This window comes from Delftia sp. Cs1-4 (assembly GCF_000214395.1).
GTDB lineage: Bacteria > Pseudomonadota > Gammaproteobacteria > Burkholderiales > Burkholderiaceae_C > Comamonas > Comamonas acidovorans.
Genome location: NC_015563.1, coordinates 6,354,873 through 6,381,774 on the forward strand (window position 1 = coordinate 6,354,873; position 26,902 = coordinate 6,381,774).

A 26,902-nucleotide genomic window follows, 5' to 3' on the forward strand; every position below is an offset into this window, starting at 1 on the left:
AGCATCCAGCCTGAATGCAAATACAGAGCTGAAACCCCAGCCAACCCAGGAGTCCGCATGAACACCGCCGTCACCACCGCCAACAGTGAAAAAGCCAAGGCCCTGCAGGCCGCACTCGCCCAGATCGAAAAGCAGTTCGGCAAGGGCACGATCATGCGCCTGGGTGAAGGCGAAGCCATCCAGGACATCCAGGTCGTCTCCACCGGCTCGCTGGGCCTGGACATCGCCCTGGGCGTGGGCGGCCTGCCCCGTGGCCGCGTGATCGAGATCTACGGCCCTGAATCCTCGGGCAAGACCACGCTGACGCTGCAGGTCATCGCCGAAATGCAAAAGCAGGGCGGCACCTGCGCCTTCATCGACGCCGAGCACGCACTGGACACCAGCTACGCCCAGAAGCTGGGCGTGAACCTCAACGAAGTGCTGATCAGCCAGCCCGATACCGGCGAGCAGGCCCTGGAAATCGTGGACAGCCTGGTGCGCTCGGGTGCCGTGGACATGATCGTCGTGGACTCGGTGGCCGCCCTCACACCCCGGGCCGAAATCGAAGGCGAGATGGGCGACCAGTTGCCCGGCCTGCAGGCCCGCCTGATGAGCCAGGCGCTGCGCAAGCTGACAGCCACCATCAAGAAGACCAACTGCATGGTCATCTTCATCAACCAGATCCGCATGAAGATCGGCGTGATGTTCGGCAGCCCCGAAACCACCACGGGCGGCAATGCGTTGAAGTTCTACGCCTCGGTCCGCCTGGACATCCGCCGCACCGGCACCATCAAGAAGGGCGACGAGGCCATCGGCAACGAGACCAAGGTCAAGGTCGTCAAGAACAAGGTCTCGCCTCCATTCAAGACCGCCGAGTTCGACATCCTCTTCGGCGAAGGCATCTCGCGCGAAGGTGAAATCCTGGACATGGGCGTCAACGCCAAGATCCTCGACAAGTCGGGCGCCTGGTATGCCTACAACGGCGAGAAGATCGGCCAGGGCCGTGACAACGCTCGCGAATTCCTGCGCGAGAACAGCGGCCTGGCCGTGGAGATCGAGAACAAGGTGCGCGACAGCCTGGGCATCGCCCTGCTGCCCACGGCCGGTGGCGATGCCCCCGAAGCCAAGGCCGCCAAGGCGGGCAAGGCCAAGGCCGACAAGGACGGCGTGATCGAAGCCTGAGCGGCCTGACCCCTCACTGCAGGCGCTGCCGCGCCTGCACACACTGTGTTTGCCATCTTGGCGCAGGCTCACGTCTGCGCCTTTTTTATCGCCGGGACGCCCCAAGGCAAAAAAGCGGCCCCCCTTGGGGGGCAGCGGACCTTGCGCAGCAAGGGGAGCGTGGGGGCCTTTTTTATTCGGGACGATTCAGGAGACATTGCCGCATGGGATTCGCCAAGCTGTCGCTCAAGGGCCGGGCGCTCAAGCTGCTGGGCCAGCGCGAACATTCACGGCTGGAGCTGGAACGCAAGCTCGCCCCTCATGTGGAGGAAGGCGAAGACCTGGGCGCCATGCTCGACGCGCTGGAGCAGCGCGGCTTCATCAGTGCCCAGCGCGTGGCCGAGTCCGTGCTGCACCGCAAGGCCGCGCGCTTTGGCACGGCACGCGTGGTGCAGGAGTTGCGCAACAAGGGACTGGACGACGGCCTGGTGCGCGCCGCCGCAGAGCAACTGCGTGCCACCGAACTGCAGCGCGCCCTTGCCGTATGGCGCCAGCGCTTCGGCGCACCACCGACCACACCGCAGGAACGACTCAAGCAGATGCGTTTCCTGGCCGCGCGCGGTTTTGGTGGAGAAATTGCGAGCAAGGTGCTGCGGGGGCGCAGCGAAGACTGGGACGCAGGAGCAGAGGACGAAGGCTAGCCTGCGCGCCGGGTCGCACCCCAGCACACCAGCGACCCCACGGTCACCAGCACCACGCCCTGCCAGAAGCCCCAGCCCGGCTGCACCTGCAGCCAGGCACTGGCCAGCAAGGCAGAGAACACGGGCGTGAAGTACGAGGCGGCAGCCATCACGGCCAGATGCCCGTGCTGTATGCCGTGCTCCCAGCAGCTGTAGCCCAGGGCGGTGAGCCCGCCCACGGCCAGCAATTGCAGCACCACGGTGCCCGACCATTGCATGCCGCCTTCACCGCCCAGCCACAGCCATTTGATCCACAACGCCAGCGCGGTCCATATCAGGAAAAGGCCCACGGCATTGTGGCCACCGCCCCAGCGCCGCGCAGCCAGCGAATAGCAGGGCCACAGCAGGGCGGCGCCAAAAGCCAGTCCATACGCCAGCGGGTTGGACAGCATGTGGTCCGCCATGCCCCGCAGTTGCGGGGAATCACCGCCCAGCACGCGCGTCAGGCCCCACAGGCACAGCAGCACGCCGGGCCACAGCCACCAGCGCGCATGCTGCTGGCGCAGCAGCACGGCCAAAACGATGGTCAGGCTGGGCCACAGGTAATTGATCAGCCCCAGCTCCAGTGCCTGGGCGCGGTCCTGCGCCAGGCCAATCGCCAGCGACAGGCAGATCTCGTAGACCGCAAACAGCAGGCCGCAGCCCCAGAAGTAGGCCGGATGCATGGCCCGCCACTGCGAGGGCCTGGGCAAGCCGCGCACGGCGGCCACGCACAGTGCGCTGACCGTGTAGAGCATGGCGGCGCCGCCCACGGCGCCCAGCGGCTCGGCCACCGAGCGCATCAGGCCCACGGTGCAGCTCCAGCACACCACGGCCAGCAGTCCGATGGCGGTGGCCCGGCCGGCGGCCACGGGGGAGCTGTTCTGCAGGGAAGACACGTCGATGGCTGCGCGCGGCAGATCAGTGCGGCTGCAGCAGCTGGCGCAGCGAGTGGTACAGCGCATCCGAGCCATGCGCGGTGTTGTCCGCATCGAACGAGAACTCGTTGCTGGACTGCGTGCCCGTCGCATCCTCGGGCCGGGCTTCCATGAAGAAGGACAGGAAGCGCGCGCCCTGGCGGCGGTGCATGGTCAGCACTTTCTCCAGCCGCTGTGGCGACAGGGCCACCAGCGGATGGAACTCCGTCACGCCATAGGCCGTGTGGCCATAGCGGCGCAGCATCTGGCCGACCAGCGGGCCGTAGGTATCTTCGCCGTACAGGCTGACACCCAGGGACAGCCCCGGCATGCGCTGCAGGCTGCGCTCCACGGCATAGCGGTTGGCGTCCCAGCTCGGATTCGCATGGGGGTTGAGCTGGTGGGCAAAGCGAGGAACCCGGCCCAGGCAGCCGTGACCGATGTGCTCGGAAAAGCCCTGGATGTAGTCGGCCACCTGCTGCTCGCGGAAATCGTTCCAGTCCGTGACCAGCGGGTTGTAGAACAGCGCCAGCCGGTCCTGCGGGCTGTCCACCCAGAATTCCACGCCGTCCGGCAGCTTGCCGAAGTCGGGCAAGGCCTCGGCGGCATGGGGCCTGGGCTCACCCTGGTTGCGGTCCATCACGGCGATCTGGCGCGTGGCCAGCAGGCCCAGGCTGCGTCCACCGGCCTGCAGCACCACGTCGATGCGGTGCAGGCCCTCACCCAGCGCCGGATAGCGGATGTCGGCACGCCAGCCCACATCGGGCGTGAGGAACCCGGGCTTGGCCTGAGCCACGTCCTGGCGATGCATGTGCACGGGGGCGTGCGAGTAAGGATGCCCGTCCACGAAGACGGCCACGGCCAGCTGCTTTTGCAGCTTCGCATCGGGCGAGTGGACCCAGCCGGACACGGGCACGGTGCCGGCTGCATAGCTGTCGATGTGCTGGAAGAAGTTCTGCAGCGGCTCGCTGCGGATGTTGCGCGATGGCGGCTCGACCGCGTCGAAGCTGGCAAAGCCAGACTTCAGGTGGGCATTGAGCCGCGCGATGTCGCCATAGCGCTGGCGCAGGAATGCATGGAAACCCGCCACGGAGGCCGGGCTGTAGTCGGTGACCGCATAGTCTTCGGCCGCGAATCCCATGCCGGCCTCGAATCCCGGGAACAGCTGGTGCGTCTCGCCCAGCACGGTGAGGGCGCGCAGCTGGTGCATGGCGGCATCGCCTGCGGCGCACATGCGCTCGGCCAGGGCATCGACGACCAGTTTGCGTACGCGCGTGACTTCGTTGTCCTGCCGCGCGACCGACCATGGGAAGATGCGCGCGCCCAGATAGCTGTCCAGCGGCAGCGGCCCCTTGGGTGTCCACGCAAGATTGGCGGGATCGGCGGCCAGACGCTCCTCGGCCTTGGAGTGCACCTCGAAATGCGTGGCGAACAGATACAGCACCACGGGCCGGTGCGCCTGCGCCACCGTGCGCACCACGCGGTCCAGCGCCTCGCCCCGGACTTCCCAGGCCTGGCCATTCCACTGCACATAGCGCAGCAGCGGCACGCTGAGCGTATAGCCCAGGTCCAGTTCGCCCTGGGGCCGGCCCAGGCGCTGCAGCGTGGCTTTCACCATTTCTGCGGCCGAGCCCTGCGGACCCAGGCAACTGGCGGGTATCTGCTGAAATTCCTTGGGAAAGTCCTCGCGCAGCCCGTCCTGCACCAGACAGGCCTCCATATTGCCCAGCAGCGGACTCAGCAGCAGGCGCGATGAAGACGGCAATGCAGGCCGCAGCTTCCAGGCAAACACAACGACCAGCAGGCACAGCACGGCCAGGGCCAGGACATGGCCCCAGACCGGACTGCGCCGGCCCGGCAAGGACGGGGGCGCGGGGGGCCTCACAGGCCCAGCATGATCTGCAGGTTCTGCACGGCGGCGCCGCTGGCGCCCTTGCCCAGGTTGTCCAGGCGGGCGATCAGCACGGCCTGGCGGTACTGCTCATTGGCGAACACGCGCAGCTCCAGCTTGTTGGTGTCCGTCAGCGTGTCGGCGGCCAGCTTCATGTCCTCGGTCGGCGGCAGCACCGACACCCATTGCTCCGGCGTGTTGGTGGCCGCGTAGTGGGAGGCCAGCGCATCGTGCAGGTCGGCCGCCTTGGGCGCGCCCGGCAGCAGGTCCAGATGCAGCGGCAGCTGCACCAGCATGCCCTGGCGGAAATTGCCCACGGCGGGAATGAACACCGGGCGACGCGTCAGGCCGGTGTATTGCAGGATCTCGGGAATGTGCTTGTGCGTCAGGCCCAGCGCATAGGCCTCGTAAGGCGCGGCCGTGCCGGCCTCATAGGCTTCGATCATGCTGCGGCCGCCGCCCGAATAGCCGGACACCGAGGGCAGGCTCAGGCCGTGGTCGGCGGGGATGAGGCCCGCGGCAACCAGCGGGTGCAGCAGCGCGATGGCTCCCGTCGCATAGCAGCCGGGGTTGGACACACGCTTGGCAGTCTTGACCGCCTCAAGCTGGCCGGAACGCAGCTCCGGAAAGCCATACACCCAGTCGGGCGCCACGCGGTGGGCCGTGGATGCATCGATGATCTTGATGGTGCGGCCGGTCTCGGCCTCGATGGAATCGACCATGGCCACGGTCTCGCGCGCGGCATCGTCATGCAGGCACAGGATGACCAAGTCCACGCCGGCGATCAGCGCACGCTTGGCGGCAGGATCCTTTCGCAGCTCGGGGGCAATGCTGACCAGCTCCACGCCGGACAGATCGACCAGACGCTCACGGATCTGCAGCCCTGTCGTGCCTGCTTCGCCATCGATAAAGACTTTTGCCATCGCTGTATTTCTCCTGCTGCGCGGCCCTCCTGGAGCCGCTGCGGCACCATTGCCGCGTTCCAGCTGCGGATTCTCACCGAAACCGGGTCCCCCTGCGCCCGTTGTCGCAAAACGGTTGGCAGTGGCGATCAAGGGCGCGCTGACATGCGCCTGTTACAAACGGCGGGCAGCGCCGTCTGCAGATCCTCTATAAGACAAAAGAGCTGTGGCGTCTGAAAGAAATGTCGGGAAACCGTCTTTTCCCTGACATATCAATGCATTGCACAGTTCCTGACATGCTGCTTGGCCCGCAGGAAATTGTGGATTCTGCGCATGGGGGCGTGTCGGATGGCGCAGTGCAGCATGGTACATTCGGCGATTGCCAGGTCACTCCGCCTTGAGGCAGCACCCCAGGGCTACCGGGTCAATCCCCCCCTATTTGTTTGAGAGAGACATCATGAAGATTCATGAATACCAAGGCAAGGACATCTTGCGTCAGTTTGGTGTGCCTGTACCTCGCGGTATCCCTGCGTTCACAGTGCAAGAGGCCGTCGAGGCCGCCCAGAAGCTCGGCGGCCCCGTGTGGGTCGTGAAGGCCCAGATCCACGCTGGTGGTCGCGGCAAGGGCGGCGGCGTGAAGGTTGCCAAGAGCATTGACGACGTCAAGGCACTGGCTGGCCAGATCCTGGGCATGCAGCTGGTCACGCACCAGACCGGCCCCGAAGGCCAGAAGGTCCGCCGCCTGTACATCGAAGACGGCGCCGACATCCAGAAGGAATACTACCTGTCGTGCGTGACCGATCGCGGCACGCAGAAGGTGGCCTTCATCGCTTCCAGCGAAGGCGGCATGGACATCGAGGAAGTGGCCCACTCCACTCCCGAGAAGATCATCACCATCTTCGTTGACCCCCTGGTCGGCCTGACCCAGGCCCAGGGCGAAGAACTGGCCAAGGGCATCGGCATGCCTGCCGACTCCACCGCCCAGTTCATCGACATCTGCCAGAAGCTCTACAAGTGCTACATGGACACGGATGCCTCGCTGGTCGAGATCAACCCGCTGAACCGTGACAGCAAGGGCAACGTGGTTGCCCTGGACGCGAAGTTCAACTTCGACGCCAACGCCCTGTTCCGCCTGCCCGAAATCGTGGCCCTGCGCGACCTGGACGAAGAAGATCCCGCTGAAGTCGAAGCCTCCAAGTTCGATCTGGCCTACATCTCGCTGGACGGCAACATCGGCTGCCTGGTCAACGGTGCAGGTCTGGCCATGGCCACCATGGACACCATCAAGCTGTTCGGCGGCGAGCCGGCCAACTTCCTGGACGTGGGCGGCGGCGCCACCCCCGAGAAGGTCACCGAAGCCTTCAAGATCATGCTCAAGAACCCCAAGGTCGAAGGCATTCTGGTCAACATCTTCGGCGGCATCATGAAGTGCGACACCATCGCCACTGGCGTGATCACTGCCTGCAAGGCCGTGAACCTGCAAGTGCCCCTGGTCGTGCGCATGAAGGGCACGAACGAAGAACTGGGCAAGAAGATGCTGGCCGAGTCCGGCCTGCCCATCATCAGCGCCGACACGATGGCCGAAGCGGCCACCAAGATCGTCGAAGCCGTCAAGTAAGCAGGCCCGGAGAAAACACCATGTCGATCTACATCAACAAAGACACCAAGGTCATCACCCAAGGCATCACGGGCAAGACGGGCCAGTTCCACACTGAAAAGTGCATTGAATACGCGAACGGCAAGAACTGCTTCGTGGCCGGTGTGAACCCCAAGAAGGCCGGCGAAAAGATCTTCGACGTGCCAATCTACGCCTCCGTCAAGGAAGCCGCGCAAGGCACGGGCGCCACGGTCTCCGTGATCTACGTTCCCCCCGCAGGCGCTGCCGCCGCGATCTGGGAAGCCGTGGAAGCCGACCTGGACCTGGCCATCTGCATCACCGAAGGCATCCCCGTCCGTGACATGCTGGAAGTGCGCAACAAGATGCGCGCCAAGGAAGCCGCAGGCGGCAAGCGCACCCTGCTGCTGGGCCCCAACTGCCCCGGCCTGATCACGCCCGACGAGATCAAGATCGGCATCATGCCCGGCCACATCCACAAGAAGGGCCGCATCGGCGTGGTCAGCCGCTCCGGCACGCTGACCTATGAAGCCGTGGCACAGCTGACCGAACTGGGCATTGGCCAGTCGTCGGCCGTGGGCATCGGCGGTGACCCGATCAACGGTCTCAAGCACATCGACGTGATGAAGGCCTTCAACGACGATCCCGACACCGACGCCGTCATCATGATCGGCGAAATCGGCGGTCCCGACGAAGCCGAAGCTGCCCGCTGGTGCAAGGACAACATGAAGAAGCCGATCGTCGGCTTCATCGCTGGTGTCACCGCCCCTCCCGGCAAGCGCATGGGCCACGCCGGCGCGCTGATCTCCGGCGGTGCCGACACGGCCGACGCCAAGCTGGCCATCATGGAAGAGTGCGGTTTCGTCATCACCCGCAATCCTTCCGAAATGGGTCGCCTGCTCAAGGGCCTGATCTAAGCGGCACCGGTTCTGCGTGACATCCTGGGGTTCGCCCCAGGAGAAAATTACGCAGAATTACGAATCGGTAAGGCGGCAAGTCCGCCCTACACTGACGACTCCAAAAAAGAAAAAGCGCCAGAGGCCACCGCCCTGGCGCTTTTCAACTCATAACAGTGGAGAAACCATGGAATACCTGCAAAGCGCCGATTTCTGGATCGGCCTGTTGAAGATCGTCTGGATCAACATCATTCTGTCTGGCGACAACGCAGTCGTCATCGCCCTCGCAGCACGCTCGCTGCCCCCCGCACAGCAAAAGAAAGCCGTCATGTTCGGCTCCGGCGCCGCCGTGGTGCTGCGGATCATCCTGACCGTGGTCGCGGCCAAGCTGCTGGAGCTGTCGTTCCTGCAGATCGTGGGCGGCTGCCTGCTGCTGTGGATCGGCCTGCAACTGCTGACCGGCGAAGAAGATGATGAAGGCGAATCCAAAGGACACGGCAGCATGATGGTCGCCATCCGCACCATCCTGATCGCCGACCTGGTGATGAGCCTGGACAACGTGATCGCCGTGGCCGCCACGGCGCAAGGCAACATGGTCCTGCTGATCCTGGGCCTGGCCATCAGCATCCCGCTGGTGATCTTCGGCTCCACGCTGATGATCAAGCTCATGGAGCGCTTCCCCGTCATCATCACGCTGGGCGCTGCCCTGATCGGCTGGGTCGGCGGAGAAACCATCGTCAACGACCGCCTGCTGCACGACTACGCCATCAGCCATCCCTGGCTGCACTACGTGGCGGCTGCCGCCGGTGCCGTACTGGTCGTCGGCATTGGCAAGCTCCTGCAGTCGCGCTCCGGCGCCAAGCACGCGGCACAGGCCTGATACCGCCGCAGGCGGCCCCTCGCCACCTCCACAACGCACTGCCTCGGCAGTGCGTTTTTGCTTTGTGAGGGTCCGTTCTTGATGTGGCGTCAAGCTGACGAGCCGCTGCGCCGGCCCATTCTTGGCACTTGGGGGCACGGTTTTCAATTACGCTGTGCACCGGCTTCACCATTGCATCTGCACACAGGGACTGATGGCAACACCGCCGCGCCCGCCCTTCGCCACCATGCCCAGCGCACCCAAGACCCCGGACCAGCCCTGCCGACAGGCAGTCCCTGCGCAACACTGCGCCATGGTTGCGCGCACCGATGTGGGCCGGCGCCGTGACAACAACGAGGATGCGGTCACCATCCACCCCAGCGCCCAGCCCTGGCCCATTGCGGTGCTGGCCGATGGCATGGGTGGCTACAACGCCGGCGAAGTCGCCAGCGCCATGGCCATCAGCCTGGTCTCAGTAGCACTGCAAAGCGTAGCCACCGAGGCGCCGGCAGCCAACACTCCACAAACCCGCCAGGAATTGCAGCAGTCACTGGCCAATGCCTTGAACCTGGCCAACGCCGCCATTCTCACCGCCGCCCGGGAAACACCGGGCTGCCGCGGCATGGGCACCACCATCATTGCCGCAGCCCTGCTGCCAAGCCTGCTGATGCTCGCCCACCTTGGCGACTCGCGGGCCTACGGCTGGCGCGAGGGTCAACTGCTGCGCCTGACCCGAGACCACACCTGGCTACAGGAAGAAATCGACGCAGGCCGCATCCAGGAGCACGAAGCCCGGCAATCCGGCCTGGGCCACCTGCTCACCCAGGCCCTGGGCGTCACGCCGGACGTCACGCCCGATTTCAATGAGTGGCCGCTGCAACCCGGCGACCGCATCCTGCTGTGCTCCGACGGCCTCACCGACATGCTCGATGACCAAGCCATCGCCGCTCTGTTCACCCAATCCCGTCCGCTACCCGTCTTGCTGACCTCGCTGCTCACCGCCGCCAATGAAGCCGGCGGAAACGACAACATCAGCGCGGCGCTGATCGAGATACAGGCCAGCCCGCCCCCTGCAGCCAGCACCTCCCTCGATTGAGCCCCACACAGCGATCGACGGCAGATCCCAACCGATGGACGCGCTTGCCTGCACCGCCCTCGCAGGTTCCAATTGTTAAAAATGATTGCAAATCCAACAATCAGGAAAAGACAATCCATAGTCTGTATCAAATACGATGGCAGACCTCGGCGCGCGCAGGCCGCAGACATAATATTTAGATACACCCCAGCTCCGGATCGCCCAGTGGATGGTGCAAGCCGGGCATAACAAAGGAACTTTGAGCATGCCGACCCTGGTCATCTCCATCGACGGCGCCGTCATCAAGGAAGTGCAGCTGGCCAAGGAGCGCACCACGCTGGGACGCCGCCCCTACAACGACATCGTGATCGACAACCTCGCCGTCAGCGGCGAGCACGCCGTCCTCAGCATCGTCGACGGCACCGTCATCATCGAAGACCTGCGCAGCACCAACGGCACCTATGTCAACGGCCAGCCCATACTGCGCCAGACCCTGAACCACGGCGACCTGCTGGACATCGGCAAGTACAAGATCCGCTTCGTGCAGCAGCAGGTCAGCGCGTCCTCACGCTCGGCCCTCGCGGCCATTGCCGCAGCAGTGGAGGCAACCCGCCCAGCCCCCTTGGCGGAAGACCTGCCATCGCAGTTCAGCACCCAGACGCCCTCAGGCTTCGACCACACACTGCCGCCTTCGATGGCTGGCTTGGCCACGCGCCAGGCTGCCATCCGCATGCTCAACGGCAACGCCGCTGGCCGCGAAGTCCCCTTGGTCAAAGTCGTCACCACCCTGGGCAAGCCCGGCGTGGCGGTCGCCTCCATCACCCAGAAGCACCACGGCTTTGTGCTGGCCCAGCTGGAAGGCGACTCCCCCAGCCTCAAGCTCAACGGCCAGGAAATCGGCCGCCGCGCCATGCCGCTGCAGCACGGCGACACGGTGGAGCTGGCAGGTACGCAGATGCAGTTCCTGGTGGCGTGAGGGACCCTCTTGATCCACTGACAAGGTTCGCTGTTGCTTAGTTGGCAAGCGCACCATCCTTGACAAAAATGTCACGCAAAATTGGATCGATTTGTCAGAGAATGTCGACCACCCGTGTAAGTTGCAACCAAACAATACACATGCGCGAACCTTGGCCTCAAGGCGCAACTGGCACGGCTCTTGCTCGATAGAGCATGCAATCAACCCCCTATGAGGAGAAGTTCATGAAGCGTTCCATCCAGCAAGGTTTTACCTTGATCGAATTGATGATCGTTGTGGCGATCATCGGCATCTTGGCAGCAGTTGCGCTGCCGGCTTATCAGGATTACACGGTGCGAGCCAAAGTCAGCGAAGCCGTAATTCAAGCCACATCTCCAAAGTCTCTGATCAGCGAAGCTTTCCAGACTGACGGCCTTTCGGGCATGGTGGCAGCGGCCGCAACATTCAACAGCAAACCCAGCAACGAGAAGGCGACCAAGTATGTTGCAGATATGACCATCGATTCTGCAAATGGTCAAATCACTGTTACATTGCAAAGTGGTACTAGCGCCGGCTTCCCCTCCGATGTGCGTGGAAAGACCCTGGTCTTTACGCCCAATGTGCAAAAGGTTGCGCTGGCCGATGGCAAGCAAGGTGCCATCGACTGGGCTTGTGGCTCGACCACTGCAGCTACTGCAGGCACCCGCCTGCTGGGTGCTGCAGCACTCGGTACTTTGCCAGCGAAGTACGCACCTGCTGAGTGCCGTTAAGCATTACTTAATCAATAAAAAAGCCCGCAATCGCGGGCTTTTTTTTAGCATGAAAAAAATAATTTATATTCTTTTCCCAGCTATTTTGCTGTTAGCCCTAATAACATACTTCCCCAATATTATTCATTTGGAGTATGTATGGGACGACAACAATCTATTCTTGAGTTCTGATGGATTGCGAAAGCAAGAAAAGTGGTTGGAGGCAATAGTACAACCCATAATCCCGGGTACTACATATTTCAGGCCGTTCGCCTTGCTGACGTTCGCGATAGAGTTCTGGATTTTCGGTGTAAACCCTAGCACATCTCACCTCATAAACATAGGCCTGCATATGGGGAACGCCATATTTATGGCTTTCTTCATTGCAAAGGTTATAGAAAAACTAAACCTTCGCCAGAATGCAACCGCAATTACCCTGGCGGCATTGATCTATCTTGTGCATCCTGCATTGATTGAGTCATCAGTATGGGTCGCTGGCAGATTTGATTTACTGGTAACTTTTTTCTCCATCGCCTGTCTGTATTTTTACCTTAGCATCTCTGGACCACTAAGGGTGCTGCTGGTTATTTCTTCCTTTATTCTTGGAGCTTTTTCCAAGGAGATGATATTCACCATGCCAGTCTTGATACTGGTGCTAGACTATTTTCTGAGCAACAAGAGCAGCAGATTCAAACCTAGCTTCGATGCAATATTGATCTCTGCACTAATGGCTGCCTTATTGTTGGCGTATATTGCACTGAAATCAATATATATGCCAAGCATCGTGCATGTGGACGAAGTGGTGATTGATAGCTATGATGGAAATATAATAAAATACATAGCATATATTGGATATACATGCATTTTTTACATAAAGATGTCTATATTCCCATTCTTCTCCATCAATCCTTATCACAAATTTCTCCCCAAGGACATGGGGATTCAGCATATTTTCTTCGGAATAGCCGCCCTTACGCTGGCAACAATATTCACCTTGTTGGCAATCATCAAAAAAAACAAACAATCATTTTTATTCATACTATTCCTCATATCCCTGACCCCGGTATTACACATAATCCCGCTTACCATTGCAGGCTCTATTGGTCAAGAGCGATTCCTGGCATTCCCGCTCACTCTATTCATCACAGGATGCGTCACTCTACTCGCCTACTCAGAGTGTAGAAATGATCGTCAGAAAACAAGCATCAATAGAATCATGGCAATGCTTGCGATTCTGTATCTGACCGGGGCCATGCTCATTACGAGATCGACCATCCCATTCTGGCAAGACAACCTCTCGCTATGGACGTGGGTGGACATTAAAAATGATGGAGATCCTGCCGCAAAGACGTCACTTGCGTTTGCCATGTTGAAGAAGGGTATGCCCGAAAGCGCCATCGCCAAGGCTGATGAAGTTCGCGTTCTTACAAAGATGGGAAAACTGGAGGAAGGGCTGGATCTGCGAATATCGGTTATCAAAGCACAAGCATACGTTGATCTCGGTCAATATCAGCACGCAATCGAAATTCTCAACAACTTCTTAAAAGAAAATAAAAAGACAGATTTTACCGAACTCAGATCACCAAAAGATAGTTACAAGTCCGCATACCATGCTTTATTTTCAGCCATGGGGGAGGCAACTCTTCATCTCGGTTATTTCAAAGAATCCGAATACTATCTTGACCTTGCATTGACTCTCGATAAAAATGGTTTTTATGCAATTTACCTAAAATCTTTGGCATCCTATTCGCTAGGAAGGAAAGAAGAGTCCGTATCATTGTTCAACGAAGCAAAGTCTCGATATCCGCAAAATCACAGAGAAACTTTAGAGAATATGCGAATGGCATACATCAAGGAACTGTGTTCTAGTAATTTTTCAACAACCCAGAATCGATCAAGATGGGATTGTGAAAAATAGTGAGTCTGCAAGTCCCTTTATCTTCTCGACATAGAGTATTCTGCACTTTTCATCATTAACCCCTGGGGCTAATCACAAAAATCTGCAACATCCATGCGCGAACAGAATTGACAAAATTTTCTGTTCGCGCATGCAAAACCACACGCAATCCCATCCTTATTGAATCATTTAAGAATAATGCTGCTGGCATACCAAAAATAATTACTCAGCAAAGAATTGTTATCATATATTCATCTTATTAAAAATAAAATCAGGCATCCTTTCAATCACCCACATGATCAACCTCCACTTGCGAGGCGTATAGATCACAGCGCGCCCATGGTGTATGCCATTTACAATATCCTTGGCCACATCCCCGACAGGTGCCAGCCGAGGGCCCTTACCTTTCATGCTTTCCGTCATGGGGGTATCTGTAGGGCCCGGCTTGATGAGTACGATTTTCAGCGCCTTCCCGACAAATCGGTGGCGTAGCCCTTGGGCATATCGATCAACCAGACCCTTTGCTGCGCCATAAACATAGTTTGATCTGCGCCCTCTATCACCTGCAACAGAGCCGATCAGGGCAATAGCTCCATGAGCTTGCCTCTCCATGTACTTTGCAAAGGCCTCCGCAAAGAGCACAGGAGATATCGCATTGATTTCCAGGGTCCTCTCGCAAAGCACCAGATCCTCTTGGCAATCGCGCTGCAACGGCAATGCACCATGCGCAATCAACAAGATATCGACATCACCCTGATCCATTACTTTTCTTGCAACCTCAACAATGCTCGCAACATCGGTGAAATTCGCCTGCTCAATCACAATGTGGGCGCCGGAGTTCCTTACTTTGAAATCGGCCGCAATAATCTCAAGACGCTGCTGCTCCCGACCAATCAGTACGAGATCAACTTCAGAACCCTGAAGCCATAATCTGGCACAGTGCTGTGCAATGGCTGAGGTAGCACCGACAATTACGATTCTCTTTCTATTAGACAATTCAACCTCCCATCAGTCTGCGCGAGAGAACGGAACTTATGCCTGGATCTCGATATTTCAAAAATTCCTGGAGACGCGGGTATCCAGCCTCGAAAAGTTCACGGGGCATACGTGAATCCTTTGCCATATAGATACGGCCACCAGCCTCTCTGACAATGTGATCAAGCCGTGTGAAAAGATCGGCAGTACGCTTTCCTTGATCTGGAAAGTCCAATGCCAGAGTTGCTCCCTCACGCGGAAAACTCATCATACCTACAGCCTCTCTCTTGGTGAATGTTTTCAGCACCGCCAGAAACGATCCTCCACCAAAGGCCGTGACCTCCCTGAGCATAGCCTTGACCGAATCAAGCGCGACACTTCTGGGCACTACGCTTTGGTACTGAAAAAATCCACTCCGTCCATATATTCTGTTCCATTCCAGCAGGTTATCCAGCGGATAGAGGAATGGCTCATAGTGAACTACGTTACGACCAGCACGGATTTTCTTCAGATGGTAGTAAAGGTTGTTGAACAACCTTAAAGAGCATTGATTGACCAGGGAAATTGGCGGCGTAACAGGTATTTTTATGCTGCGGGCCGCGTACTGTGTCTGATGAGATAACGGGGAATTCTGGAAGTTACCTCTCATGAACAAGCCTCTTCCTTGCACGCCAGACAAACAATCAATCCATGAAACCGTATGCTCCCAATGATCCTCAGAATCATCTGCGATACAGAAAAATTCATCCAGATGAGAATATGGAATTGTTTCAGAATCCACCCAGGGGCTAGGTATGCGATGCAGCTGTATTTCTACCTGAGTGATCAGCCCTGTAAGACCCATGCCACCAACCGTTGCAGCAAACCACTCCTTTTTTTCGAATGGTCCACAGTGGATGATTTCGCCATCGGTACGAAGCAGCGTCATGGATAGTACATGATCACCAAAACTCCCATGTACATGATGATTCTTGCCATGGACATCATTGGCGACCGCACCGCCTACGGTTACCATCTGCGTTCCCGGTGTGACTGCCAGCATCCATCCGCGTGGAACCATCAGCCTTTGAATATCACGCAAAAGAACACCGGCCTCACAGATCAGACGGCCGCGCTCCTCATTAAAAGCGATGAAATGATCCATTTTTTCCGTATTCCAAAGCGTTCCTCCAGAATTCAGACAAACATCGCCATAACTGCGACCCATACCATAAGCCAGACCGGGAAACGGGCTATTCAGCACTGCGCCCCTCGCATGTTCCGCATTGTATAGCTCCACCACATGGTGTGGAGATGCACTCAAACGCCCCCAGGAAGATACGGATTTCATAAAGCGTCCGAACGAAAAACAAATCTCTTGTCCAAATGGTATTTGACGAGATAGCCGATTGCCAATCCAACACACCCACCTAGATAGCGCATTTCCTTTGTCTCGAAAACTGCGTGAAATCCCAGCTCGAATGCCCAAAACAGGATGGTGGTAATCAATCCCATCCCGATGTAGAGCAGAAATACCTGTGCATCATGGACCACATCCTTCGGTCGAAATCGGAAAATGTAGTGCTTGTCAAGAAAATATTTGACCAAAAGCCCAACGCCTGTTCCGCCGATGATGGAAACCCACACATGGAATACACCATCATAGATTTGAATAATAATATCCTGGGCGCCAATGTTCGCCACAGTGGCTACTAGTGCGAAAATGCCGTAGCTAAGCGCCAGCTTGGTTGAGGAACGCATTGAACATATTACCGGCATTTGAAATGATCCATGATACCGTAGCATCCCGCTCGCCTCAGGCCCAACTGCTCGGACTGTTGAGACTGATGAGGCCCAAGCAGTGGATCAAGAACAGTTTTGTACTGGCCCCGCTGGTCTTCGTTGGAAAATTTCTGGAACCATACGCCCTCCTCAGTACGCTGCTTGCGGCAGCACTGTTCTGTCTGGCATCTTCCGCCACCTACATCATCAACGACATCCATGACATCGAGCGTGATCGCCTTCACCCCTCGAAGTCGAAAACGCGCCCCTTGGCAGCTGGCATCGTGTCCGTACGCATGGCCCTGATGTTGCTTGCCGCCCTTTATGCAGCGCTGCTCTATGGCCTGATCGTTGTACCGAAAGTTGGCTTGGTCATCGCTTCGTACTTGATTCTCAATCTGGCCTACACCTTCGCTCTCAAGCATCAGCCGGTAGTAGACATCTTCACCATTGCCATCGGTTTCGTGCTAAGGGTGTATGCAGGAGCCATGGCACTCGACGTACCTGTATCTTCCTGGATGTTCATCACGACCCTGTGCTTGGCCCTCTACCTGGCTGCCGTCAAACGGCGGCAGGAATTGAGCCACAGCGGCAGCAAGGGCCGGCAGGTTCTGGAGAAGTACTCTGTTGCCCTGGTCGACCGCTACGCAGAGATGTCAGCCACTGGGGCACTACTGTTCTACAGCATGTTTGTCATGTCAGAGAGACCTGAGCTCGTGATCACCATCCCGCTCGTGCTGTTTGGACTGTTCCGTTACTGGTTTGTGGTGGAGGCGCTGAACGGGGGCGAGTCTCCCACCGATGCACTGCTGGTTGACTGGCAACTGCTGCTGACTGTCTTGGTGTGGGTCTTTGCGTGTGGATGGGCCCTTTGGCCTACGGCCGGCCTGTCATGAACTACGCCTACGTGCTAACCCCATTTCTCGCCTGGCTGGTGGCCGGTTCCATGAAGTTCATGATCAACAGCATCAAGGCTCGGCGACTCGCGTTCAGTCTCATCGGTTACGGTGGGCTTCCTAGCAACCATAGCGCCATCGTGAGCAGCATGGCGGCCCTGATCGCCCTGAAGGAAGGCCTTGATCACCCAGCTTTCGGCGTAGCCTTCACGCTTGCTTGCATTGTCGTTCTGGATGCCAACAGTTTGCGCCGCCAGGTTGGCAATCATGCGCAGACTATCAACAGACTTGCTGCAAAAGATGCCTCCCACAGGCCCCTGCGGGAGCGTATGGGTCACACGCGGCTAGAGATTTCAGCGGGCATCCTGGTCGGGATAGTCATTGCAATTGCTGTAAAGAAATTGCTGGGTTGAGGTTTCAAAGCTGTTCACTGACCAGGGGCGTATGCAATAAAGCTCGCCGTCTTGCCTCCGTGCTTCTCCAGCACCCTGGTTCCCTCCATCACCATGCCCTTGTCCACCGCCTTGCACATGTCATAGACCGTGAGCAAGGCCACCTGCACGGCTGTGAGCGCCTCCATCTCCACCCCGGTCGGGCCAACGGTCTCGACGGTGGCAAGACAGCGGACGGACGACGTTTCGGGCAACAGTTCGAAATCCACTGCCACCCGCGTCAACGCCAGCGGATGGCACAGAGGAATGAGGTCACTGGTCTTCTTGGCAGCCATGATGCCGGCGATGCGCGCAATGCCCAGTACGTCGCCCTTCTTGGCGGTACCGCTCTGGATGATGGCCAGGGTGGCAGGCTGCATGGTGATGCGGCCTTCGGCGACCGCGATGCGGTGGGTGGCGGGCTTGGCGCCGACATCGACCATGTGGGCCTGGCCCTGGGCGTCGAAATGGGTGAGGGAAGACATGGCACAACTCCAAAAAATGCACGGGCCGGTCTACGGCAGTCCTGACACGCTGGTCAGTCCTGCCGTGAACGTTCGGCGAACCGAGGCATCATAGTGGGGTGTTTCACCGCCCCGTGCCGATGCACGGGCCCGGCCCCTTGGTTCTTACCTGCCCATGCGCCCATCACGCCTGAAGACACGTATCGCCGTCGGCCTGCAGTTGCTGGCGACCTCTCTCACCATCGCAACGCATGCCCCCGCACAGGCCCAGTTGCGCCTGCCCACGCTGGGCGACGGCGCGGCCACGACGACCAGTGACGAGCGGCGCCTGGGTGACCGCATCATCCGCTCGCTGTACCGCGATCCGGACTACATCGACGATGCGGTACTGCAGGAATATGTGGAAGGCATCTGGCAGCACTTGGTCGATGCGGCACGCACGCGCGGCGAACTGTCTGACGAATTGGAAGAGCGCTTTGCCTGGGAGATCCTGCTGGGGCGGGACCGCTCAGTCAACGCCTTTGCGCTGCCCGGCGGCTATCTGGGGGTGCACCTGGGCCTGATCGGCGTGGTCAGCACGCGCGACGAGCTGGCATCGGTGCTGGCACACGAGCTAAGCCACGTCACGCAGCGCCATATCGCGCGACTCATTGCCCAGCAGGGCAAGCAGACGCCGCTGATGATCGGCTCGATGATTCTGGGCGCCCTGGCCGCCAGCCGCAGCCCCGATGCCGCCATGGCCATGATGATGGGCGGCCAGGCGCTGGCCGTGCAGAACCAGTTGAATTTTTCGCGCGACATGGAGCGCGAGGCAGACCGCATGGGCTACGGGCTGATGGCGCCGGCAGGGTTCGCGCCACAGGGCTTTGTGACCATGTTCGACAAGCTGCAGCAGGCCAACCGCCTGAATGACAACGGCAGCTGGCCCTATCTGCGCAGCCATCCGCTGACCACGGAACGCATGGCCGACATGCATTCGCGCCTGCCGCGTGGCGTTGCGCCTGCGCCAGCACCATCCCTGGAACACGTGATGATGGCCGCACGGGCCCGCGTGCTGTCGCGCCCCGGCGTGGATGTGCTGCGCCAGTGGGCCGAGCAGCCGCGCTCCACCAGCTTTGGCAGCCAAACCCAAACCCAGCAGGTGGCGCAGCTATATGCCGCCACGCTGAGCGCCGTGCAATTGCGCGATTGGGCCGAAGCGCGGGAAATGTCCGGGCGGCTTCAAGTGGCAACCGCCGCAGATGCCAGCGCCCAGCGGCAGGCCAGGCTGCTGCAGGCCGAAATGGAGCTGACGGCCGGCAAGCCCGGCGCCGCGTTGCAGGCGTTGCCACCGCTCTACCTGCCGGCAGCTGCGCCTGCCCAGGCCAATCCAACGGAATCCATCCCCGCCAAGACAACGGAGAGCGGCCCCAGCCTGGCCACCGTCAATGTGGTCGAAAACCGCGCCGTGCGCAGGCCGGAATTGCTGATGCGCACCCAGATCCTGCTGCGCGAGCAGGGCGCCTCCAGCATGGCAGGCCCGCTGCAGACCTGGGTGACGGACCACCCGCGTGATGCCAGCGCCTGGCAGTTGCTGGCCCAGGTGCAGCGCGCCCAGGGCCAGGAGTTGCGCGCGCTGCGCGCCGAGGCCGAGGCCCAGGTCGCGCACTACGACTACGCGGCGGCAGTGGACCGTTTCAAGGCCGCGCAGGACCTGGCCCGCAAGGGCGGGCCCAAGGTGGATTTCATTGAAGCCTCCATCGTGGACACGCGACTGCGTGCCGTGGAGGAGCTGCTAAGGGAACAGGCGCGCGAGAAGTGATTCGATGGCCAGGCCCAGCAGCGAGTAGATGAGCGCGCCCAGCATGGCCGCCCAGAAGCCCGCGACGTGAAAGCCGCTGAGCAGGCCCGAGGCTGCCCAGAACATCAGTCCGTTGACCACGAAGAGAAACAGCCCGACCGTCACGATGGTCACGGGCAGCGTCAGCACCACGAGGATGGGGCGCAGCACCGCATTGAGCAGGCCGATGACCAGCGCCGCGATCATGGCCGAGCTGAAGCTGTTGACCTGCACGCCACCATAAAGATAGGCCACGACCAGCAGGGCACCGGCGCTGAGCAGCCATTTGATCAGGATTTTCATGCGGGCAGCATAGCAGCAGCCGGCAGATCCAGGTTGAGGCGGCGCACTGGAAACCGTGGACCGGAGAGCCCCATGAAAAACGGCATCCCGTTTTCCGGGATGCCGTCCTGAAAGCGATCGCCTGACCAGAGCGGCCAGGCAGACGCCAGCCTCTAGATCATCGCTTCCTCGAACACCAGGCCCATCAGCGCGCCGATGGCCGCCAGCGTTCCCGGAAGATTCCAGCGCCGGCCCAACGGGGCGGCAGGCGCCACGGCGGGAGCCGTGGCTTCCTGCTTGGGGCGGCGTGCATCGACGATCTGGGCCGTGCCGTGCTCCTGCTGGAGCTGGGCCACCAGTTCGGCCAGCGGGCCCTTGGCCAGCACCGGCGTGATCCTGCCAGCGCTGTCACCAAACACCGGCAGCAATTGGGCGAACAGCTTGTCCGCCCACTTGCCGCGCCAGCTTTCGCGCGCGCTGTGGCTCACCCATTTGCTGACCCGGTGGGTAATGCGCGGTGCGCAGGCCACCAGCAGCCAGTGCGAGGCCTGGGCCTGCGGCGAGGCGGCCAGGGCCTGTACCAGAGGCAGAGCGTAGGAAGCGTCATCCACGTAGACGATGATGGGGTTCAAAGCAAGTCCTTGTCGAACTGGGTTTGCGGGAGTGGGAGAGGCAGGCGGCCGGGGCCGCCCTTGCCATGGATTGTCGCGAATCGGCGCGGGCGGCCCATCGGGCCAACCCGGCGCCCACCTCAACTTTTCAGCGGATCAGGCTCCGTGGGCACCGGCCTTGGGAGCAGGACGGCGCGAAGCGATGTACTTGCCCAGTGCCAGCACCAGCAGGGCTCCGAACACGCTGGCACCGTACTTGAGCATGTCGGTCTGGGGCAGCTTGACCATCCAGTCCCACTTCTCCGTATTGGCGAAGACGGGGTCGGTGACCAGCATGCCGCCGGCAATCCAGCCCAGCAGCATGCCGCCGGCCACGATGATGATGGGGAAGCGCTCCATCAGCTTGATCACGAGCTGCGAGCCCCAGACGATGATGGGGATGGAGATCAACAGGCCCAGCACGACCAGCAGCATCTGGTGCTCGCCCGAGCTCTGGGCAGCGCCAGCGATGGCGATCACGTTGTCCACGCTCATCACCAGGTCGGCAACGATGATGGTCTTGATGGCAGCCAGCAGCTTGTCGCTGCCCTGGATGTTGTCGTGGCCGTCTTCATCAGGGGCAATCAGCTTGATGCCGATCCACACCAGCAGCAGTGCGCCGACGAACTTCAGGAAGGGCAGCGCCAGCAATGTCATCGCGAAGGCGATCAGGATGACGCGCAGGATAATGGCACCCGCCGTGCCCCAGATGATGCCCTTCTTGCGTTGCTCGGGCGGCAGCTTGCGGCAGGCCAGCGCGATCACGACCGCGTTGTCGCCGCCCAGAAGGATGTCGATGATGATGATTTGGCCCAGGGCCACCCAGAACGGGGCGTGAGTCAGAAAGTCCAAGTCCATAAGGTCCTCGCTGTTGAGTAAGGCCGGCGAGAACTCCTCCCTCCTGGAGAAACACCCACCGGCACAGAAAGACCGATGCAACGCCGCAGCGCCTACCCGGGCAAGGACATGCCTGGCTCAGGGGAGAACACATTGATCGACCGTCATCAGGTCCATCAAAGGTCTTGCTCGGCTGCGGTATGCACCGCAGCCCGGAAGGCCGGAAGCTTGCGCTTCGTATTGACGACCATTCCGATGCCGGCACGGTGGCTTTGCAAAAACCACCCACGCCGGCAGAGAGCTACTCCCCTTCGAACCTGTGGATTGCAACACAAAGCCGCCACGGCACGCAAGTGAAAAAACCCTTCATTTCCACGGGAAGCACAAGTCGCGCATCCCCCAGACCATTTATCTGCCTACCTCAAACGCTTCACTATCCATAGCAACCCTTGAGCCAACGGAGTGTTGCAGCCATGCCCGGCCGTGCACGGGCAGGCGTCTTATCATCGCTGTCCCTTGCCCCTGACCGTCCATGACCGCACTGCACATCACCGACATCGAAGCCGCCATCAACTACTGGCGTGAGCGCCATCCGTCCCCGGACGGCGTGCTGCTGCAGCCCGAAGTACGGGCCTTGGCCGAGGTGTACGCGCTGATGATCTTCTGGCATGAGAGCGAAGTACAGGTTGAGGGCTTTCCCTCGCACGCCATGGCGGCCTGGCTGGCCTGGTACGACACCACGCCCGATACGCCCTGCATCGCCATCTGCTCCACCAGCCAGGGCGACGAAAGATGCAAGGGCTGCGGCCGCAGCTTTGACGAAGTGCAGCTGTGGACCGCGATGGAGCCGGCACAAAAGCGGATGGTCTGGCGCAGGATCACGGCAGAGGGCGACTCCTGGCGTTTCACCCGCTATGCAGAGCGTGCGGCCGAGCGCACGGACACATCGCGTGACTCTGGCTGATTGCTGGTTGATTGCCGGCTGATCTGCCGGATACCGCACCGGACCAGTGCGATGTTGCAGACGGCCTAACATCGGCCGCCATGCTGCAGACCGCCGCTTACCGCCACAGCCACCTCCGCCTTTGCTTGCGCCTCACGGCACGTGATGCGGGCGAGACGCGCGTGCCGGCCGGCAAGGCCTGGCCCGCCACGGCCACGCGCCTGCGCGAGCGTGATGCAGCACGGCTGAACATCGGCCCCCGACAGGCCGCACGGTCTTGATGCGCTGCCCTGCGCGGAACCGGGCAGCGTCGCTTCACTGAATCCGCTCTTCTTGCGCCGCCTTCATCCGAAAGCCTGAAGGCGGTTGGATTTTCACGCGTCTGCCCGGCCTCAAGGCCAGCCGACGGCCAGCCGACGAAGCGAGCCCTGCCGTGACCTGTCTAGCCCTTGCCCCAGCCGGGCCCTCTTTTGCCGCCCCCTCTTTTTCCACGCTCTTGCGCCATCTGCGCCATCTGAGCGATACCGTGGCGCATCGCGCCCTGCCCCGCTGCGCGCCACGCCACGTCACCGAGCTGCGCATCGACGTGATGCAGCCGCTGGTGGAGGGCGAGCTCGAAGCCATTCACGAGCGCCTGTACCAGCCCGGCAACAAGCTCCATGGCCTGGAGCGCCGCCCGTTGCACGACCCGCAGTTCCAGCTGCACTGGCGTGAAGCCGACGGCGAATGGTTTGCCTACGTGGAGGACATGGAGCGGCGCTGCCTGGCCGGCTACACAGTGTTCAATCGCCTGGTCGAGGTGGACAAGCGCACCGACCGGCGCGTGCGCTCGCCGCATTCGCGCTTTGCTCCGGACTACCAGCGGCGCGGCATTGCCAGCGCCGTGTATCGCAGCGTGCTGGACAAAGGCACCTGCCTGGTCAGCGGCGCACGCCAGTCGCCGGGCGCCCACGGCCTGTGGAACCATCTGGCGCGAAGCTATGACGGCCAATATGTGGGCATTGCGGACAGCAAGTCGCTCATCCATCTGGGCCGCAACGTGCCGGACGATGTCATGGACCGCCTGTCCACGCGCCGCATGCTGCTGGGCGCGGGCTGGACCGTGGAGTCCTTCGCCCAGGCCGTCCGGATGCAGTTGCCGGGTTGAAACGGGGGACTTGAGCGGGAGCCCGTTTACTTCCAGCGCAGCGGCTCGATGAAGACCGTGCCCAGGTTGCTGCTGAGCGTCAGCGCGCCTTCCTGGATGGTGGCCTGCAGCTGCATGCTGCGCTCGGCCAGCTCCGCCAGGGATTGGGATGTTTCGGAGGGAATGCGCCAGACCTGCAGCTTGTTCAGCCGCGCCAGCTTGCCCTCCAGGCCCTTCCACCAGACCTCGGCCGCATGGTGGAAGGCGTAGAGCACCACCGCATCGGACTTGTTGCAGGCCTTGGCGATGGGCTTTTCCTCGGGCTGGCCGACCTCGATCCACAGGCGCTTGGCGCCCGTGAAGTCGGTCAGCGAGACATCGGGGTCTTCGGGATCGGACAGGCCTGCGCCAAACGCCAGCGTGCCGTCGCCCTTGCACATGTCATTGAGCTGGTGTGCATTGAGGGCCAGGGCCACCAGGCGCACCATCATGCGTTCGTCCGTCTCGCTAGGATGGCGCGCCAGGGTCAGCGCATGGTCGGCGTAGTAGCCGTGGTCGATGTCGGCGATGGACAGGTTCGCCTTGAAGATGGTGGATTTGAGGGCCATGAGAAAACCAGGGACAGCGCATGGCCATCAGGAGGACAGATGCGCAGGAATATCGAGGGAGGAGGAGACAGTCGGCTTGCGTGGCTTGAAGGCCAGCGCCTTCTTTTCAACAAGGTGCCAGGACAGCATCGCCAATAGGCCAGCCCCCACAAGACTGCAGGCCAGCGCCGCACCAAAACCGATCCGGCCTGAAAAGTACCAGACCACTGTCTGTTGAACGGGAAAGGCGTAAATGTACAGGCCGTAAGACAAATCACCAAAGCGACCAGCTTGTCGCAGCAGGGGTGTGCTGGCGGAGCCCAGCATCACCGCGAGCACGGCCATTGCCAGCAAAGGCGCTTGCAGCACCAGGATCAGAGGTCCTTTGGCATGCAGCAGCACGCAGCCGGCCAGCAATAAGGCAAGGGCCAGCATCCGCCGGGAGATCCAGAGATGGCGCCAGCATGCCAGCGTGGCGCCGAGCGAGAACACCATCGCATACTGCAGCGCGAACGACCATTCAGGCATGGGCTCGCCGGGAGCGATGCTGTAGCGCCGCCATAGTGCCACCATCAATGCCACAAAGATCAAGGGTGCGGTATGACGCCAACGCAGCAGGCCCAGAGCGCCCGCCGCGGCCAGCGCCACATAGCAGCCGACCTCCAGAGGAATGGTCCACAGCGGGCCGTTGACTGCTGTGCGCAGCACATTCGTCTCAAATACGCCAGGCAGCTCATATCGCGTCTGCAGCCAGAGATTGCTGAAATAGCTCCAGGTCAGCGGATGCGCGAAATACGCATCCAAGGACAGCGAACTCACCAGCGGCCCCAGTGCCAGCGCACACAAGACCACGGCAGCAGTCAAGCCCGGCCAAATGCGCAACACCCTGCGCATCGCGAATCGGCCCAGGTGTGGATCTGCCAGCCAGGACAGCATCACCAGATAGCCGCTGATGGCAAAAAAAACGACAACGCCGACTGCTCCGGGCTCGTCGTAAAGCAGCTTCGGGATAGGCCACCCAAGGACCGCGAACTGGTGGCTCCAAATGACCAGCAGGGCTGCCAGCAGCCTGAAGGCATCGAAATTGTTGGAGCGCAGGGCAGTTTCGGACCCTGGGATCACCTGCATCAACTCAGACGCGGCGGGCCAGCTCGGCAGCCTTGCCCACATAGGAGGCAGGCGTCATGGCCAGCAGGCGATCCTTGTCGGCCTGGGGGATTTCCAGGCCGTTGATCAGGCGGTGCAGGTCTTCGGCCTGCACGGTCTTGCCGCGCGTGACTTCCTTGAGCTTTTCGTAGGCGCCCTGCACGCCGTAGCGGCGCATGACGGTCTGGATGGGCTCGGCCAGGACTTCCCAGGCGTGGTCCAGGTCTTCCTGCAGGCGCTCTTCGTTGAGTTCGAGCTTGTTCAGGCCCGTCATCAGCGAGCTGTAGGCCAGCGTGGCATAGCCCATGGCCACGCCGATGTTGCGCAGCACGGTGGAGTCGGTCAGGTCACGCTGCCAGCGCGAGATGGGCAGCTTTTCGGCCAGGTGCTTGAGCAGTGCGTTGGCCAGGCCCAGATTGCCTTCGGCATTCTCGAAGTCGATGGGGTTGACCTTGTGCGGCATGGTGGACGAGCCGATCTCGCCGGCCTTCAGGCGCTGCTTGAAGTAGCCCAGGGACACATAGCCCCAGACATCGCGCGAGAAGTCGATGAGGATGGTGTTGGCGCGCGCGATGGCGTCGAACAGCTCGGCCATGTAGTCATGCGGCTCGATCTGGATCGAGTAGGGCTGGAAGCTCAGGCCCAGGCCCTGGGGCTCGGGCGACTCGATCACCTTCTTGCTGAAGGCTTCCCAGTCGAACTCGGGCCAGGCCGACAGATGGGCGTTGTAGTTGCCGACGGCGCCATTCATCTTGGCCAGGAGCTTGACCTCGGCGATGCGGGCAGAGGCCTTTTCCAGACGCACCAGCACGTTGGCGATTTCCTTGCCCACGGTGGTGGGGCTGGCGGTCTGGCCGTGCGTGCGGCTGAGCATGGGCACGGCCGCGTAGGCGTGGGCCATCTCGCGCAGCTTGGCAGTGATGCCCGCCAAGGCCGGCAGCAGCACGCTGTCACGACCGGCGCGCAGTTGCAGCGCATGGCTGGTGTTGTTGATGTCTTCGCTGGTGCAGGCGAAATGCACGAATTCGGCGGCCTTGAGCAGCTCGGGACGGCCGTCGAACTTGCCCTTGATCCAATACTCCACGGCCTTGACGTCGTGGTTGGTGGTCTTTTCGATGTCCTTGATGGCTACGGCATCGGCCTCGGAGAAGTTCTTCACCAGATCCTGCAGATAGACGCGGGCGCCTTCGGTCAGGGGCTTGAACTCGGCAAAGCCGGCGTCCGACAGGGCGATGAACCAGGTCACCTCCACCTGCACGCGGCGGTGCATGTATCCCATCTCGCTCATGATCGGGCGCAGAGGAGACAGTTTGGCGGCGTAGCGGCCGTCGAGCGGGGACAGGGCGGAGATGTGCGGCAGATTCATGGGC

General features: G+C 60.8%; 28 protein-coding genes. 15 read left to right on the forward strand and 13 right to left on the reverse strand.

What is annotated here, in order from left to right; translation table 11 throughout:
* Nucleotides 1–57: 57 nt before the first annotated feature.
* Together recA and recX are read left to right on the forward strand one after the other, a co-directional pair.
* Nucleotides 58–1,161, forward strand: a complete 1,104-nt coding sequence (gene recA, locus DELCS14_RS27935) for a recombinase RecA (RefSeq protein WP_012202806.1) — start codon at nucleotides 58–60, stop codon at nucleotides 1,159–1,161.
* Between the two features lie 203 nt (nucleotides 1,162–1,364).
* Nucleotides 1,365–1,841: a recombination regulator RecX gene (gene recX / locus DELCS14_RS27940; RefSeq protein ID WP_013804578.1), complete on the forward strand. Its 477-nt coding sequence runs from the start codon at nucleotides 1,365–1,367 to the stop codon at nucleotides 1,839–1,841.
* Here recX and yddG read toward each other — a convergent pair.
* From yddG to argC, 3 genes are read right to left on the reverse strand one after another with little or no spacing between them, the layout of a single operon-like run.
* Complete coding sequence (gene yddG, locus DELCS14_RS27945; protein WP_043796951.1) at nucleotides 1,838–2,758, reverse strand: aromatic amino acid DMT transporter YddG; 921 nt, start codon at nucleotides 2,756–2,758, stop codon at nucleotides 1,838–1,840. The two genes, recX and yddG, sit on opposite strands and share 4 nt — an antisense overlap.
* 22 nt (nucleotides 2,759–2,780) lie before the next feature.
* The gene (locus DELCS14_RS27950; RefSeq protein WP_013804580.1) at nucleotides 2,781–4,661 is read right to left on the reverse strand and encodes a hypothetical protein; all 1,881 of its coding nucleotides are present in this window, start codon (nucleotides 4,659–4,661) and stop codon (nucleotides 2,781–2,783) included.
* Nucleotides 4,658–5,590, reverse strand: coding sequence for an N-acetyl-gamma-glutamyl-phosphate reductase (argC, locus tag DELCS14_RS27955; RefSeq protein ID WP_013804581.1), 933 nt, complete (start codon nucleotides 5,588–5,590; stop codon nucleotides 4,658–4,660). The genes DELCS14_RS27950 and argC overlap by 4 nt, the downstream gene beginning before the upstream one ends.
* Before the next feature lie 436 nt (nucleotides 5,591–6,026).
* Here argC and sucC point away from each other — a divergent pair, with 436 nt between their 5' ends.
* From sucC to DELCS14_RS30930, 7 genes are all read left to right on the forward strand, one after another.
* Entirely contained in the window at nucleotides 6,027–7,187 is a 1,161-nt protein-coding gene (gene sucC / locus DELCS14_RS27960; protein ID WP_012202801.1) for an ADP-forming succinate--CoA ligase subunit beta, read from the forward strand.
* Nucleotides 7,188–7,207: 20 nt separating this feature from the next.
* Complete coding sequence (sucD, locus tag DELCS14_RS27965) at nucleotides 7,208–8,101, forward strand: succinate--CoA ligase subunit alpha (RefSeq protein ID WP_012202800.1); 894 nt, start codon at nucleotides 7,208–7,210, stop codon at nucleotides 8,099–8,101.
* A 166-nt stretch (nucleotides 8,102–8,267) separates the two neighbouring features.
* Nucleotides 8,268–8,960, forward strand: a complete 693-nt coding sequence (locus DELCS14_RS27970) for a TerC family protein (RefSeq protein WP_013804582.1) — start codon at nucleotides 8,268–8,270, stop codon at nucleotides 8,958–8,960.
* 292 nt (nucleotides 8,961–9,252) lie between these two features.
* On the forward strand, nucleotides 9,253–10,035 hold the full coding sequence (locus DELCS14_RS27975) for a protein phosphatase 2C domain-containing protein (RefSeq protein ID WP_013804583.1): 783 nt from the start codon (nucleotides 9,253–9,255) through the stop codon (nucleotides 10,033–10,035).
* Between the two features lie 244 nt (nucleotides 10,036–10,279).
* Nucleotides 10,280–10,990 (forward strand): FHA domain-containing protein, encoded by a 711-nt coding sequence (locus DELCS14_RS27980; RefSeq protein ID WP_013804584.1) that lies wholly within the window; start codon nucleotides 10,280–10,282, stop codon nucleotides 10,988–10,990.
* A 224-nt stretch (nucleotides 10,991–11,214) separates the two neighbouring features.
* Nucleotides 11,215–11,739: a pilin gene (locus DELCS14_RS27985; RefSeq protein ID WP_013804585.1), complete on the forward strand. Its 525-nt coding sequence runs from the start codon at nucleotides 11,215–11,217 to the stop codon at nucleotides 11,737–11,739.
* A 349-nt stretch (nucleotides 11,740–12,088) separates the two neighbouring features.
* Complete coding sequence (locus DELCS14_RS30930) at nucleotides 12,089–13,636, forward strand: hypothetical protein (protein ID WP_157158323.1); 1,548 nt, start codon at nucleotides 12,089–12,091, stop codon at nucleotides 13,634–13,636.
* Nucleotides 13,637–13,858: 222 nt separating this feature from the next.
* Here the strand turns inward: DELCS14_RS30930 and DELCS14_RS30275 are convergent, their stop codons facing one another.
* The 3 genes from DELCS14_RS30275 to DELCS14_RS28005 are packed head-to-tail and all read right to left on the reverse strand — an operon-like array spanning nucleotide 13,859 to nucleotide 16,330.
* The gene (locus tag DELCS14_RS30275; RefSeq protein WP_013804587.1) at nucleotides 13,859–14,611 is read right to left on the reverse strand and encodes an SDR family NAD(P)-dependent oxidoreductase; all 753 of its coding nucleotides are present in this window, start codon (nucleotides 14,609–14,611) and stop codon (nucleotides 13,859–13,861) included.
* A gap of 1 nt (nucleotide 14,612) precedes the next feature.
* A complete protein-coding gene (locus DELCS14_RS30280) occupies nucleotides 14,613–15,920 on the reverse strand; it encodes an FAD-binding oxidoreductase (RefSeq protein ID WP_013804588.1) in 1,308 nt (435 codons plus the stop codon).
* On the reverse strand, nucleotides 15,917–16,330 hold the full coding sequence (locus DELCS14_RS28005) for a GtrA family protein (protein ID WP_013804589.1): 414 nt from the start codon (nucleotides 16,328–16,330) through the stop codon (nucleotides 15,917–15,919). Before DELCS14_RS28005 ends, DELCS14_RS30280 begins: the two co-directional genes overlap by 4 nt.
* A 23-nt stretch (nucleotides 16,331–16,353) precedes the next feature.
* On the opposite strand from DELCS14_RS28005, the gene DELCS14_RS28010 reads away from it, so the two are divergent.
* Together DELCS14_RS28010 and DELCS14_RS28015 are read left to right on the forward strand one after the other, a co-directional pair.
* The gene (locus tag DELCS14_RS28010) at nucleotides 16,354–17,247 is read left to right on the forward strand and encodes a decaprenyl-phosphate phosphoribosyltransferase (RefSeq protein WP_013804590.1); all 894 of its coding nucleotides are present in this window, start codon (nucleotides 16,354–16,356) and stop codon (nucleotides 17,245–17,247) included.
* Nucleotides 17,244–17,660 (forward strand): divergent PAP2 family protein, encoded by a 417-nt coding sequence (locus tag DELCS14_RS28015; protein WP_013804591.1) that lies wholly within the window; start codon nucleotides 17,244–17,246, stop codon nucleotides 17,658–17,660. Before DELCS14_RS28010 ends, DELCS14_RS28015 begins: the two co-directional genes overlap by 4 nt.
* A gap of 14 nt (nucleotides 17,661–17,674) precedes the next feature.
* Here DELCS14_RS28015 and moaC read toward each other — a convergent pair whose 3' ends face one another.
* Nucleotides 17,675–18,163 (reverse strand): cyclic pyranopterin monophosphate synthase MoaC, encoded by a 489-nt coding sequence (moaC, locus tag DELCS14_RS28020; RefSeq protein WP_013804592.1) that lies wholly within the window; start codon nucleotides 18,161–18,163, stop codon nucleotides 17,675–17,677.
* Nucleotides 18,164–18,317: 154 nt separating this feature from the next.
* Between moaC and DELCS14_RS28025 the strand changes: the two genes are divergently transcribed.
* Nucleotides 18,318–19,943, forward strand: coding sequence for a M48 family metalloprotease (locus DELCS14_RS28025; protein WP_013804593.1), 1,626 nt, complete (start codon nucleotides 18,318–18,320; stop codon nucleotides 19,941–19,943).
* Here the strand turns inward: DELCS14_RS28025 and DELCS14_RS28030 are convergent.
* The 3 genes from DELCS14_RS28030 to DELCS14_RS28040 form a co-directional block, all read right to left on the reverse strand.
* On the reverse strand, nucleotides 19,917–20,264 hold the full coding sequence (locus tag DELCS14_RS28030) for a phage holin family protein (RefSeq protein ID WP_012202791.1): 348 nt from the start codon (nucleotides 20,262–20,264) through the stop codon (nucleotides 19,917–19,919). The two genes, DELCS14_RS28025 and DELCS14_RS28030, sit on opposite strands and share 27 nt — an antisense overlap.
* 152 nt (nucleotides 20,265–20,416) lie before the next feature.
* The gene (locus DELCS14_RS28035) at nucleotides 20,417–20,875 is read right to left on the reverse strand and encodes a hypothetical protein (RefSeq protein WP_013804594.1); all 459 of its coding nucleotides are present in this window, start codon (nucleotides 20,873–20,875) and stop codon (nucleotides 20,417–20,419) included.
* A gap of 135 nt (nucleotides 20,876–21,010) precedes the next feature.
* Complete coding sequence (locus DELCS14_RS28040) at nucleotides 21,011–21,751, reverse strand: TerC family protein (protein ID WP_012202789.1); 741 nt, start codon at nucleotides 21,749–21,751, stop codon at nucleotides 21,011–21,013.
* 511 nt (nucleotides 21,752–22,262) lie between these two features.
* Here DELCS14_RS28040 and DELCS14_RS28045 point away from each other — a divergent pair.
* The 3 genes from DELCS14_RS28045 (at nucleotide 22,263) to DELCS14_RS28055 (ending at nucleotide 23,820) form a co-directional block, all read left to right on the forward strand.
* Nucleotides 22,263–22,694: a DUF3717 domain-containing protein gene (locus DELCS14_RS28045; RefSeq protein ID WP_012202788.1), complete on the forward strand. Its 432-nt coding sequence runs from the start codon at nucleotides 22,263–22,265 to the stop codon at nucleotides 22,692–22,694.
* A gap of 80 nt (nucleotides 22,695–22,774) precedes the next feature.
* Nucleotides 22,775–22,954, forward strand: coding sequence for a hypothetical protein (locus DELCS14_RS28050; RefSeq protein ID WP_013804595.1), 180 nt, complete (start codon nucleotides 22,775–22,777; stop codon nucleotides 22,952–22,954).
* A 152-nt stretch (nucleotides 22,955–23,106) separates the two neighbouring features.
* Entirely contained in the window at nucleotides 23,107–23,820 is a 714-nt protein-coding gene (locus DELCS14_RS28055) for a hypothetical protein (RefSeq protein WP_013804596.1), read from the forward strand.
* A gap of 26 nt (nucleotides 23,821–23,846) precedes the next feature.
* Here DELCS14_RS28055 and DELCS14_RS28060 read toward each other — a convergent pair whose 3' ends face one another.
* From DELCS14_RS28060 to purB, 3 genes are read right to left on the reverse strand one after another with little or no spacing between them, the layout of a single operon-like run.
* Complete coding sequence (locus tag DELCS14_RS28060) at nucleotides 23,847–24,407, reverse strand: YaeQ family protein (RefSeq protein ID WP_012202786.1); 561 nt, start codon at nucleotides 24,405–24,407, stop codon at nucleotides 23,847–23,849.
* Nucleotides 24,408–24,434: 27 nt separating this feature from the next.
* Nucleotides 24,435–25,514: an acyltransferase gene (locus DELCS14_RS28065; RefSeq protein ID WP_013804597.1), complete on the reverse strand. Its 1,080-nt coding sequence runs from the start codon at nucleotides 25,512–25,514 to the stop codon at nucleotides 24,435–24,437.
* A 4-nt stretch (nucleotides 25,515–25,518) separates the two neighbouring features.
* Nucleotides 25,519–26,898: an adenylosuccinate lyase gene (purB, locus tag DELCS14_RS28070; RefSeq protein ID WP_013804598.1), complete on the reverse strand. Its 1,380-nt coding sequence runs from the start codon at nucleotides 26,896–26,898 to the stop codon at nucleotides 25,519–25,521.
* Between the last annotated feature and the right edge of the window lie 4 nt (nucleotides 26,899–26,902).

Excerpts from the sequence above, each read along its gene's own strand:
- recA (WP_012202806.1), top strand. The coding sequence starts at position 58 with ATGAACACCGCCGTCACCACCGCCAACAGTGAAAAAGCCAAGGCCCTG.
- recX (WP_013804578.1), top strand. The coding sequence starts at position 1,365 with ATGGGATTCGCCAAGCTGTCGCTCAAGGGCCGGGCGCTCAAGCTGCTG.
- argC (WP_013804581.1), bottom strand. The coding sequence starts at position 5,590 with ATGGCAAAAGTCTTTATCGATGGCGAAGCAGGCACGACAGGGCTGCAG.
- sucC (WP_012202801.1), top strand. The coding sequence starts at position 6,027 with ATGAAGATTCATGAATACCAAGGCAAGGACATCTTGCGTCAGTTTGGT.
- sucD (WP_012202800.1), top strand. The coding sequence starts at position 7,208 with ATGTCGATCTACATCAACAAAGACACCAAGGTCATCACCCAAGGCATC.
- DELCS14_RS27970 (WP_013804582.1), top strand. The coding sequence starts at position 8,268 with ATGGAATACCTGCAAAGCGCCGATTTCTGGATCGGCCTGTTGAAGATC.
- DELCS14_RS27975 (WP_013804583.1), top strand. The coding sequence starts at position 9,253 with ATGGTTGCGCGCACCGATGTGGGCCGGCGCCGTGACAACAACGAGGAT.
- DELCS14_RS27980 (WP_013804584.1), top strand. The coding sequence starts at position 10,280 with ATGCCGACCCTGGTCATCTCCATCGACGGCGCCGTCATCAAGGAAGTG.
- DELCS14_RS27985 (WP_013804585.1), top strand. The coding sequence starts at position 11,215 with ATGAAGCGTTCCATCCAGCAAGGTTTTACCTTGATCGAATTGATGATC.
- DELCS14_RS30930 (WP_157158323.1), top strand. The coding sequence starts at position 12,089 with ATGGCTTTCTTCATTGCAAAGGTTATAGAAAAACTAAACCTTCGCCAG.
- DELCS14_RS30280 (WP_013804588.1), bottom strand. The coding sequence starts at position 15,920 with ATGAAATCCGTATCTTCCTGGGGGCGTTTGAGTGCATCTCCACACCAT.
- DELCS14_RS28005 (WP_013804589.1), bottom strand. The coding sequence starts at position 16,330 with ATGCGTTCCTCAACCAAGCTGGCGCTTAGCTACGGCATTTTCGCACTA.
- DELCS14_RS28010 (WP_013804590.1), top strand. The coding sequence starts at position 16,354 with ATGATCCATGATACCGTAGCATCCCGCTCGCCTCAGGCCCAACTGCTC.
- DELCS14_RS28015 (WP_013804591.1), top strand. The coding sequence starts at position 17,244 with ATGAACTACGCCTACGTGCTAACCCCATTTCTCGCCTGGCTGGTGGCC.
- moaC (WP_013804592.1), bottom strand. The coding sequence starts at position 18,163 with ATGTCTTCCCTCACCCATTTCGACGCCCAGGGCCAGGCCCACATGGTC.
- DELCS14_RS28025 (WP_013804593.1), top strand. The coding sequence starts at position 18,318 with ATGCGCCCATCACGCCTGAAGACACGTATCGCCGTCGGCCTGCAGTTG.
- DELCS14_RS28030 (WP_012202791.1), bottom strand. The coding sequence starts at position 20,264 with ATGAAAATCCTGATCAAATGGCTGCTCAGCGCCGGTGCCCTGCTGGTC.
- DELCS14_RS28040 (WP_012202789.1), bottom strand. The coding sequence starts at position 21,751 with ATGGACTTGGACTTTCTGACTCACGCCCCGTTCTGGGTGGCCCTGGGC.
- DELCS14_RS28045 (WP_012202788.1), top strand. The coding sequence starts at position 22,263 with ATGACCGCACTGCACATCACCGACATCGAAGCCGCCATCAACTACTGG.
- DELCS14_RS28050 (WP_013804595.1), top strand. The coding sequence starts at position 22,775 with ATGCTGCAGACCGCCGCTTACCGCCACAGCCACCTCCGCCTTTGCTTG.
- DELCS14_RS28060 (WP_012202786.1), bottom strand. The coding sequence starts at position 24,407 with ATGGCCCTCAAATCCACCATCTTCAAGGCGAACCTGTCCATCGCCGAC.
- DELCS14_RS28065 (WP_013804597.1), bottom strand. The coding sequence starts at position 25,514 with ATGCAGGTGATCCCAGGGTCCGAAACTGCCCTGCGCTCCAACAATTTC.
- purB (WP_013804598.1), bottom strand. The coding sequence starts at position 26,898 with ATGAATCTGCCGCACATCTCCGCCCTGTCCCCGCTCGACGGCCGCTAC.